Here is a 213-nt window from a genome sequence, read left to right on the forward strand (position 1 = left end):
AGGCGTGATCGCCGCTCTGCGTCGCCGACCCGCGGAACTTCGGGACGCGGACCGTCGTGCCGGACCGCGTCGCGTCCAGTCGAATCGTCCCGTCGGTGATGAACTCCAGGTCGTCCGTCGGCAGCGAGTCGGTGTTCTGGACGGTGAACAGCACCGTCGCGTCCCGGTCTTTCAGGAACCGCATGAATCCGACCACCTGCTTCCGGACCTGGT

At 66.7% G+C, this 213-nt stretch carries 1 pseudogene; it reads right to left on the reverse strand.

Going from position 1 to position 213, the window contains the following annotated elements:
- Nucleotides 1–213 (reverse strand): annotated as a pseudogene (locus tag EXE45_RS19350) (ATPase domain-containing protein); the annotation flags it as partial.

The organism is Halorubrum sp. SP9 (assembly GCF_005435015.1).
GTDB classification, from domain to species: domain Archaea; phylum Halobacteriota; class Halobacteria; order Halobacteriales; family Haloferacaceae; genus Halorubrum; species Halorubrum sodomense.